The organism is Cellulomonas sp. GbtcB1, from assembly GCF_019091725.1.
In the GTDB taxonomy this organism is placed as follows: Bacteria; Actinomycetota; Actinomycetes; order Actinomycetales; family Cellulomonadaceae; genus Cellulomonas.
Map to the genome: position 1 here is coordinate 1 of NZ_JAGXJG010000089.1, position 8207 is coordinate 8207.

6 protein-coding genes are annotated in these 8207 nt (G+C 74.8%); all 6 read left to right on the forward strand.

All coding sequences use genetic code 11. The features are described 5' to 3' along the window. A partial coding sequence (locus tag KVT14_RS19310) for an FHA domain-containing protein (RefSeq protein WP_217617146.1) occupies window positions 1-420 on the forward strand: 420 nt, incomplete at its 5' end. Between the two features lie 16 nt (window positions 421-436). Then, window positions 437-1900, forward strand: coding sequence for a PQQ-binding-like beta-propeller repeat protein (locus KVT14_RS19315; protein ID WP_217617147.1), 1464 nt, complete (start codon window positions 437-439; stop codon window positions 1898-1900). A 176-nt stretch (window positions 1901-2076) separates the two neighbouring features. Continuing rightward, window positions 2077-3849 carry a 2-isopropylmalate synthase gene (gene leuA / locus KVT14_RS19320; RefSeq protein WP_217617148.1) on the forward strand — a complete coding sequence of 591 codons (1773 nt, stop codon included), beginning with the start codon at window positions 2077-2079 and terminating at the stop codon, window positions 3847-3849. Window positions 3850-4041: 192 nt separating this feature from the next. Next, window positions 4042-4773, forward strand: a complete 732-nt coding sequence (gene recO, locus KVT14_RS19325; protein WP_147793922.1) for a DNA repair protein RecO — start codon at window positions 4042-4044, stop codon at window positions 4771-4773. After that, complete coding sequence (locus KVT14_RS19330) at window positions 4773-5549, forward strand: isoprenyl transferase (RefSeq protein WP_217617149.1); 777 nt, start codon at window positions 4773-4775, stop codon at window positions 5547-5549. Before recO ends, KVT14_RS19330 begins: the two co-directional genes overlap by 1 nt. 123 nt (window positions 5550-5672) lie before the next feature. Continuing rightward, window positions 5673-8207 (forward strand): transglycosylase domain-containing protein (locus KVT14_RS19335; RefSeq protein WP_217617150.1); only part of this gene is annotated, 2535 nt, incomplete at its 3' end.

Consider the following 8207-nt stretch of genomic DNA (forward strand, 5'->3'; position numbering starts at 1 on the left):
GCCCCGCACGCTGCCGGCGCCCCCGCGACCCCCGCGCCCCCGGTCCCGCCCGCCCCGTTCCCCGCCGCGCCCCCGGCCCCCGCGCCGGGCCCGGGCGCCGGTTGGGCGGTCCGGCTCCCCGACGGCACGGTCGCGGCGCTGGACAGCCCGCTGCTCGTGGGGCGCAACCCCGACCCGCAGGACGGCGTCCGGACGGTCGCCGTCGCCGACCCGGGCCGCTCGGTGTCGAAGACGCACCTCATGCTCGGCGTCGACGAGCAGGGGCCGTGGGTCGTCGACCGCGGCTCGACCAACGGCACGCTCGTGACGCTCGCCGACGGCCAGCGGATCGTCTGCCTCCCGGACCGGCGTGTGCGGCTGGCGGACGGCTCGCTCGTGGCGTTCGGCGACCTGGCGCTCGCCGTGGGGCTGCGCGCCTAGGGGCCTACGATGACGCATGGGCCGCCTGCGGTCTGCTGCGACGATGCAGGACGTCGAGCTGGTCGACGTCACTGGCCGCCCGCGCGCGCCCGGACGGCCCCGCACCTGGCTCCCGCCGTCCCCGCCGGACGAGCCGCCCGCACCGGGGCCGCCGCGGTCGGCGCGTCCCCGCCGTCGTCGGTGGGTCGCGGTGCTCGTCGTCGTGGGCCTGGTCGTGGCGGGCGTCGCCGTCGGGCGTGCCGCGGCTCCGGCACCGCCCGCCGTCGTCGCGCCCGGGATGCTCGCCCCGCTGGACGGGCCGCCGTGGGCGCGGTGGCGGATCTCCGTGCCGCGGTCGGCCGACGTGCTCGCGGCGACCGGTGCGCTGGTCGTGTCCGGGGTGCGGGACCGCCGGTTCCAGGTGACGGGCTACGACGAGGGCAGCGGCGAGCGGCTGTGGACCCGCGACCTCGGGCCGGTCGCCGGCACCCGGCCGCTGACGGGCTGCCCGCACACGGGAGCCGATGTCGGCCCGGTCGTGCTCTGCGTGGTCGAGCCGCCGGTCCTGCCCGGCGGCGGCTGGTCGCACGGCACGGTCCCGTTCCCCGCGCCGGACGAGCGCTGGGCGCAGATCTCGGCGCTCGACGCCGCCACCGGTGACGTGCTGGGCCGGTGGACGGTCTCGGGCCGGCTCGCCGCGGTCGACCGGATCGGCGACGACCTGGTGGTGCTGCGGGTCGGGGCGGACGGCCACGCGCGCGTCGGCCGGTACGCCGGGGCGGACGGCCACCGCCTGTGGTGGTACCGCGGCACCACCCCGCTCCGGCTGCGCGAGGGGATCGTCAGCGGCTCCGAGCTGCGGGTGAACGAGTCGTTCGTGCTGCTGCAGGGCTGGTCGGCGACGGTGCTCGACGCCGCGGACGGCGACGAGCTCACCGCCACCCCGCCCCGCTCGTTCATCGTGGGGTCGCTGTCGACCGACGTGTACGGCACCTGGTCCAGCGGCGACGGCGGCGTGGTCCACGACCGGACCGGGCGCCCGCTGTTCTCGTCCCGGGCGCTGTTCCCGACGATCACGGCCTCCGACGGAGCCCCGCCGGACGTCCTGGTGATGGACGAGGGCGGGACGCTCGTCGGCCGGTCGCTGCCGGACGGGGCGGAGCTGTGGCGCCACGACACATACCGTGCGGTGCGGGTGCAGTCCGGGGGGCACCTGGTGCTCCTCGGCGTCGACGGCTACCAGGTCGTGGCCGCCCGCACGGGCCTCTCGGAGTGGGAGTCGCCCGAGCGGGTGCTGATGTGGTGGGCGCCGCTCACCGACGGGGCGACGGTGCTGGGCGCCGGTCGCTCGCCGACGGGCCGGCCGACGATGGAGGCCCGCCGGCTGTCCGACGGCGAGCTCGAGTGGGTGCTGCCGATCGAGGACGGCGTGCGCTCGGTCGAGGCCATCGGCGGCCACCTGGTGCTGCGGAGCCGGGACGAGCTGATCGCCCTCACCTGAGCCGTCCAGATGGTGAGCGGTTGCGGTCCGCCCGGTGGTGCGGAGTACAGTCGAACCGTGCTCACGCTTCGCAGCCTCCTCCTTCGCCGCCGCGACGAGGCCCTCTAGGCCGGATCCTCGTCGCGGTGTTCGGTGCGCCGGCTGACCCCAGCACCCCGCGAAGCGAAGGACCCCCGATGAGCTACCACACCCGCACCGCCCAGCAGCCCTCCGGCATGCCGGTGCACAAGTACCGCCCGTTCGCCGACCAGATCCGGGTCGAGCTGCCGGACCGCACCTGGCCGACGAAGCAGATCACGAAGGCCCCGCGCTGGTGCGCAGTCGACCTGCGCGACGGCAACCAGGCGCTGATCGAGCCGATGAACGCCGCCCGCAAGCTGGCGATGTTCGAGCTGCTCGTGCAGATGGGCTACAAGGAGATCGAGGTCGGCTTCCCGTCCGCCTCGCAGACCGACTTCGACTTCGTGCGGATGCTGATCGAGGAGGGTCGCATCCCCGACGACGTCGTCATCCAGGTGCTGACCCAGTCCCGCGAGCACCTGATCGAGCGGACCTACGAGGCCATCGCCGGCGCCAAGCAGGCGATCGTCCACCTGTACAACTCCACGTCGGTGCTGCAGCGCGAGGTCGTCTTCCGGTCCGACGAGGACGGCATCGTCGACATCGCCGTCTCCGGCGCCCGCCTGTGCAAGAAGTACGAGGAGAGCATCCCGGAGACCGAGGTGTTCTACGAGTACAGCCCGGAGTCGTACACCGGCACCGAGCTCGAGTTCGCGGTCCGGATCTGCAACGCCGTGCTGGACGTGTTCGAGCCGACGGCCGAGAAGCCGGTCATCATCAACCTGCCGGCGACGGTCGAGATGGCCACCCCCAACGTCTACGCCGACTCCATCGAGTGGATGGGCCGGCACCTGCGGCACCGCGAGAACGTCGTGCTGTCGCTGCACCCGCACAACGACCGCGGCACCGCCGTCGCGGCCGCCGAGCTGGGCTACCTGGCCGGCGCCGACCGCATCGAGGGCTGCCTGTTCGGCAACGGCGAGCGCACCGGCAACGTCTGCCTGGTCACCCTCGGCATGAACCTGTTCAGCCAGGGCGTCGATCCCGAGATCGACTTCTCCGTCGGCGGCGGCATCGACCACATCCGCCGGGTCGTCGAGTTCTGCAACCAGATGGCCGTCCCCGAGCGGCACCCGTACGGCGGCGACCTGGTGTTCACGGCCTTCTCCGGCTCGCACCAGGACGCCATCAAGAAGGGCCTGGACGCGATGGAGGCCCGGGCGGCGGCCGAGGGCAAGGACGTCGACGACATCGTCTGGGCCGTCCCGTACCTGCCGATCGACCCGAAGGACGTCGGCCGGTCGTACGAGGCGATCATCCGGGTCAACTCGCAGTCCGGGAAGGGCGGCATCAGCTACCTGATGAAGTCCGAGCGCGACCTGGACCTGCCGCGCCGCCTGCAGATCGAGTTCTCGCAGGTCGTGCAGCGGTACACCGACGCGCACGGCTCGGAGGTCACGGCCGACGTGCTGTGGCGGATCTTCACCGACGAGTACCTGCCCGTCGACGCCGCGTCCGACCTGGACGCGTGGGGCCGGTTCGCGCTCCGCGGCACCCGCACCACCAGCGCCGAGGAGGGCCCGGACACCCTCGCGGTCGACCTCGTCGACGGCGGCGTGGACCGCACCGTCGAGGCGTCCGGCAACGGCCCGATCGCCGCGTTCGTCGCCGCGCTCGACCAGGTCGGCGCCCGGGTGCAGGTGCTCGACTACGCCGAGCACGCCCTGTCCGCCGGCGGCGACGCCGCGGCCGCCGCGTACGTCGAGTGCGCGGTGGGCGACCGGACCCTGTGGGGCGTCGGGATCGACTCCTCCATCACCACCGCCTCCCTCAAGGCCATCATCTCGGCCGTGAACCGCGCCGAGCGCGAGGCCGCCGCCTCCCGCTGACCCGCGCGGGCCCCAGGACGGGGCCGGCGCCACCCCCGACCGGTCCCAGCGCCCGGTCCCGCCCGCCGCGCCCACCCGCGCGCGGCCGCGGGGCCGGGCGTCGCCGCGTCCGGGTGGAGGTTCCGCGGGGGCGCGGCACGCGGTCGGCGAACAGGTGCGCGGTCCGGGGCGGTCGCGGGGGACAATACGAGCGTGAGCCTCTACCGCGACGAGGCGATCGTGCTGCGCACCCACAAGCTGGGGGAGGCGGACCGGATCGTCACCCTGCTGACCCGCACCCACGGCAAGGTGCGCGCGGTCGGCAAGGGCGTCCGGCGCACCACCTCGCGGTTCGGCTCCCGGCTCGAGCCGTTCATGCACATCGACGTGCAGCTGAACACCGGCCGGAACCTCGACGTCGTCACCCAGGTCGAGACCCTCGGCGCGTACGGCCGGCCGGTGTGCGAGGACTACGCCCTGTACACCGCGGGCACCGTGATGCTGGAGACCGCCGAGCGGCTGGTCGAGGCCGAGCGCGAGCCCGCGCTGCAGCAGTACTGGCTGCTGGTCGGCGCGGTGCGGTCGCTGGCGTCCCGGGAGCACGCGCCCGGCCTGGTGCTCGACTCCTACCTGCTGCGCGCGCTCGCGATCGCCGGCTGGGCCCCCTCGTTCACCGACTGCGCCCGCTGCGGCCGGCCGGGCCCGCACCACTCGTTCGCCGTCGCGCAGGGCGGCGCCGTCTGCACCTCCTGCCGCCCGCCGGGCGCGACCGCCCCGGCCCCGGAGACGTTCGAGCTGCTGTCCGCGCTGCTCGCCGGCGACTGGGCGGTGGCCGACGCGTCCGCCGAGCGGCACCGCAAGGAGGGCAACGGCCTGGTGTCCGCGTACTCCCAGTTCCACCTGGAGCGCACGCTGCGCTCGCTGCCGATGGTCGAGAGGATCTGATGCCGGTTCCGCCGCCCCCGCACCCGAGCGGGGCCCGCCCGCCCGTGCTGCCGAAGGAGCTCGTCCCGCAGCACGTCGCGATCGTCATGGACGGCAACGGCCGGTGGGCGAACGCCCGCGGGCTGCCGCGCACCGCCGGGCACGCCGCGGGCGAGGCGTCGCTGCTCGACGTCGTCGCCGGGGCCATCGAGATCGGCGTGAAGCACGTGTCGGCCTACGCGTTCTCGACCGAGAACTGGACCCGGTCGCCCGAGGAGGTCCGGTTCCTCATGGGCTTCAACCGGGACGTGCTGCGCCGCCGCCGGGACGTGATGAACGACTGGGGCGTCCGGGTGCGCTGGGCCGGGCGCCGCCCGCGGCTGTGGCGGTCGGTCATCTCGGAGCTGGAGGAGGCCGAGCGGCTGACCGCCGGCAACAGCACCTGCACGCTGACCATGTGCGTGAACTACGGCGGCCGCGCCGAGATCGCCGACGCCGCGAAGGCGATCGCGCAGGACGTGGCGGCCGGCCGGCTCAAGGCCGACAAGGTCACCGAGAAGACGGTCCAGCGCTACCTCGACGAGCCCGACCTGCCGGACGTCGACCTGTTCCTGCGCTCCTCGGGAGAGCAGCGCACGTCGAACTTCATGATCTGGCAGGCCGCGTACGCCGAGCTGGTGTTCCTCGACGAGCCGTGGCCCGACGTCGACCGCCGGCACCTGTGGCGCGCGATCGAGACGTACGCGAGCCGCGACCGCCGCTACGGCGGCGCGGTGGACAAGCCGACCTCCGCCTGACCGGGGTCGGTCCGTAGGTGGGCACGGCGTCTTCACCACGTCTCCCGGCCGTCCTCGCAGGTCCACCTACGCCCGCCACCCGGTGAGGCCGGGGGTGCCGCCGCGCTCCCTAGCGTCGCGCGCATGACTCGTCCCCGCCGCCCGCCCCGGGTCCAGGTGACCCCGGCACAGGTGCTCGCGCTCCTGCTCGCGTTCGTGCTCGCGTCCGGCACGGGCGGCCTGCTGCTCGCCGGCACGCTCATGCCGGTCGCGGCGGCCGCGCGCACCGCCACCGAGCTCGGCGAGGAGATGCTGCAGGACCTGCCCGCGCACCTCGAGCGCCGTCCGCTGTCCCAGCGGTCGGTGATGACGGCGGCGGACGGCACGCCGTTCGCGGAGTTCTTCGCGGAGGACCGCGTGGTGGTGCCGCTCGCCGCGGTGTCGGAGCACCTGCAGCACGCGGTCGTCGCGACCGAGGACCGGCGGTTCTTCGACCACGGCGGGATCGACCCGACCGGCATGGCCCGCGCCCTGGTGCAGAACCAGCTCACCGGGTCCCAGCAGGGCGCGTCGACGCTCACGCAGCAGTACGTGAAGAACGTGCTCATCGAGCGGTCCGCCCGCGTCGGCGACCACGCCGGGGTCGAGGCCGCGCAGGAGACCGACGGGGCCGAGGGCTACGCCCGCAAGCTCCGGGAGGCGCGGCTGGCGGTGGCGCTGGAGCAGGAGCTCACCAAGGAGGAGATCCTGGAGAGCTACCTCAACATCGCGCCGTTCGGCGTGGCGGTCTACGGCGCCGAGTCGGCCGCCCGGCGGTACTTCAGCAAGCCGGCGGCGGAGCTCGACCTGATCGAGGCCGCGACCATCGCCGGGATCACCAAGAACCCGAGCGCCTTCGACCCCACCCGGTCCCCGGCGGCGGCCGAGCAGCGCCGCAACACCGTGCTCATGCTCATGCGCGACCAGGACTACATCACGGCGGAGGAGCACGACGCGGCGGTCGCGACCCCGATCGAGGAGACGCTGCGGGTGAGCGAGGCGCGCAGCGGCTGCATGGCGGCGGACGCCGTGATCCCGGGCTCGGGGTTCTTCTGCGACTACGTCACGCAGGTGATCCGGCACGACCCCGCGTTCGGCGAGACGCCGGAGGAGCGGGCGGACCTGCTGTACCGCGGGGGGCTGGTCATCACCACCACGCTCGACACCCGGCTGCAGGCGCTCGCGGACGAGCAGGTCAAGGCGCGCGTGCCGGTGGACGACCGCTCCGGCGTGGGGTCGGCCATGGTGGTCGTCGAGCCGGGCACGGGGCGGGTCGTCGCGATGGCGCAGAACCGCACCTTCGGCAACACCGCCGAGGCGGGCGGGTCCGCGGTCTCGGTGAACTACAGCACGTCGTACTCCTACGGCGGGTCGGGCGGGTTCGCGCCGGGGTCGACGCTCAAGCCCTTCACGCTCCTGGAGTGGCTCGAGCAGGGGAACGACCTCGGCCGCACCGTGGACGGCACCGCGCGCACGCTGAACACGAACCAGTTCACCGCGTGCGGGTCGCGGCTGCCGAGCCAGCCGTGGCCGGTGCGCAACTCCGAGGGCGGCGCCGGTTCGATGTCGGTCCTCCAGGCGACCCAGCGGTCCGTGAACCTCGGCTACCTCTCGATGGCGATGCAGCTCGACCTCTGCGACATCATGCAGGGCGCCGCCGACCTGGGCGTCACGCAGTCCTCGCCCGGGCGCGAGGGCGAGCCGTTCGGGGCCTACGCGGCGAACGTCCTCGGCTCGGAGGCGACCTCGCCGCTCGCCCTCGCCGGGGCGTACGCGGCGTTCGCCGCCGACGGGCTGTTCTGCACCCCGGTGGCGGTCAGCGGGGTGCGGGACCCGTCCGGCGCCGCGCTGCCGGTGCCGGACGCCGCGTGCTCCCAGGCGGTCGACCCGGAGATCGCCGCCACGATCAACCACGCCCTCGGCCACGTGTGGCAGGGCACCGGGCGGTCGCTCGGGACGCCGGGGTACGCGGCGGCGGGGAAGACCGGCACCACGAGCCGCAACGAGCAGACCTGGTTCGTCGGCTACACGCCACGGCTGGCCGCGGCCACCTGGGTGGGGTATCCGGACTCGTTCTCGCCGATGCAGAACGTGGTGATCAACGGCCGGCGGCACCAGCACGTCTACGGCGCCACGATCGCGGGCGTGGCGTGGAAGGGGTTCATGGACGCGGCGCTCGCGGACGGGCAGCCGAACCCGGCGTTCACGCCGGTGACCGACCAGGCCCGGCTGGGCCGGTCGTCCTCGGTGCCCTCGGTGGTGGGCCTGGACCGGGACGCCGCGGTCGAGGCGCTGCGCCGGGCCGGGTTCGAGGCGGTGGTCGGCGGCAGCACGGCGTTCGACCTGCCGGCCGGGGTGATCGCGAGCCAGAGCCGGATCGGCAGCGCGGAGCCGGGGTCGCGGATCACGCTCTACCCGTCGCGGGGCGGCGGGGGAGGCGCTGGTGGCGCGGGCACGGGCGCGGCGGCCGACGGGACGGCCGGGGACGCCCCGCCCGCCGGCGACCCACCACCGCCGGACGGCACGGAGGGGGGGGGGGGGGGGGGGCGGCTGGCGGGCGCGCCCCGCGCCCCGCCTCAGACGAGCTCGTCCGCGCGGGCGGCGTCGACCACGGGGCCCCGGCGAGCGGCAGCGCGCGCG

Coding starts and splice junctions, on each gene's coding strand:
- KVT14_RS19315 (WP_217617147.1), top strand. CDS start 437: ATGGGCCGCCTGCGGTCTGCTGCGACGATGCAGGACGTCGAGCTGGTC.
- leuA (WP_217617148.1), top strand. CDS start 2,077: ATGAGCTACCACACCCGCACCGCCCAGCAGCCCTCCGGCATGCCGGTG.
- KVT14_RS19330 (WP_217617149.1), top strand. CDS start 4,773: ATGCCGGTTCCGCCGCCCCCGCACCCGAGCGGGGCCCGCCCGCCCGTG.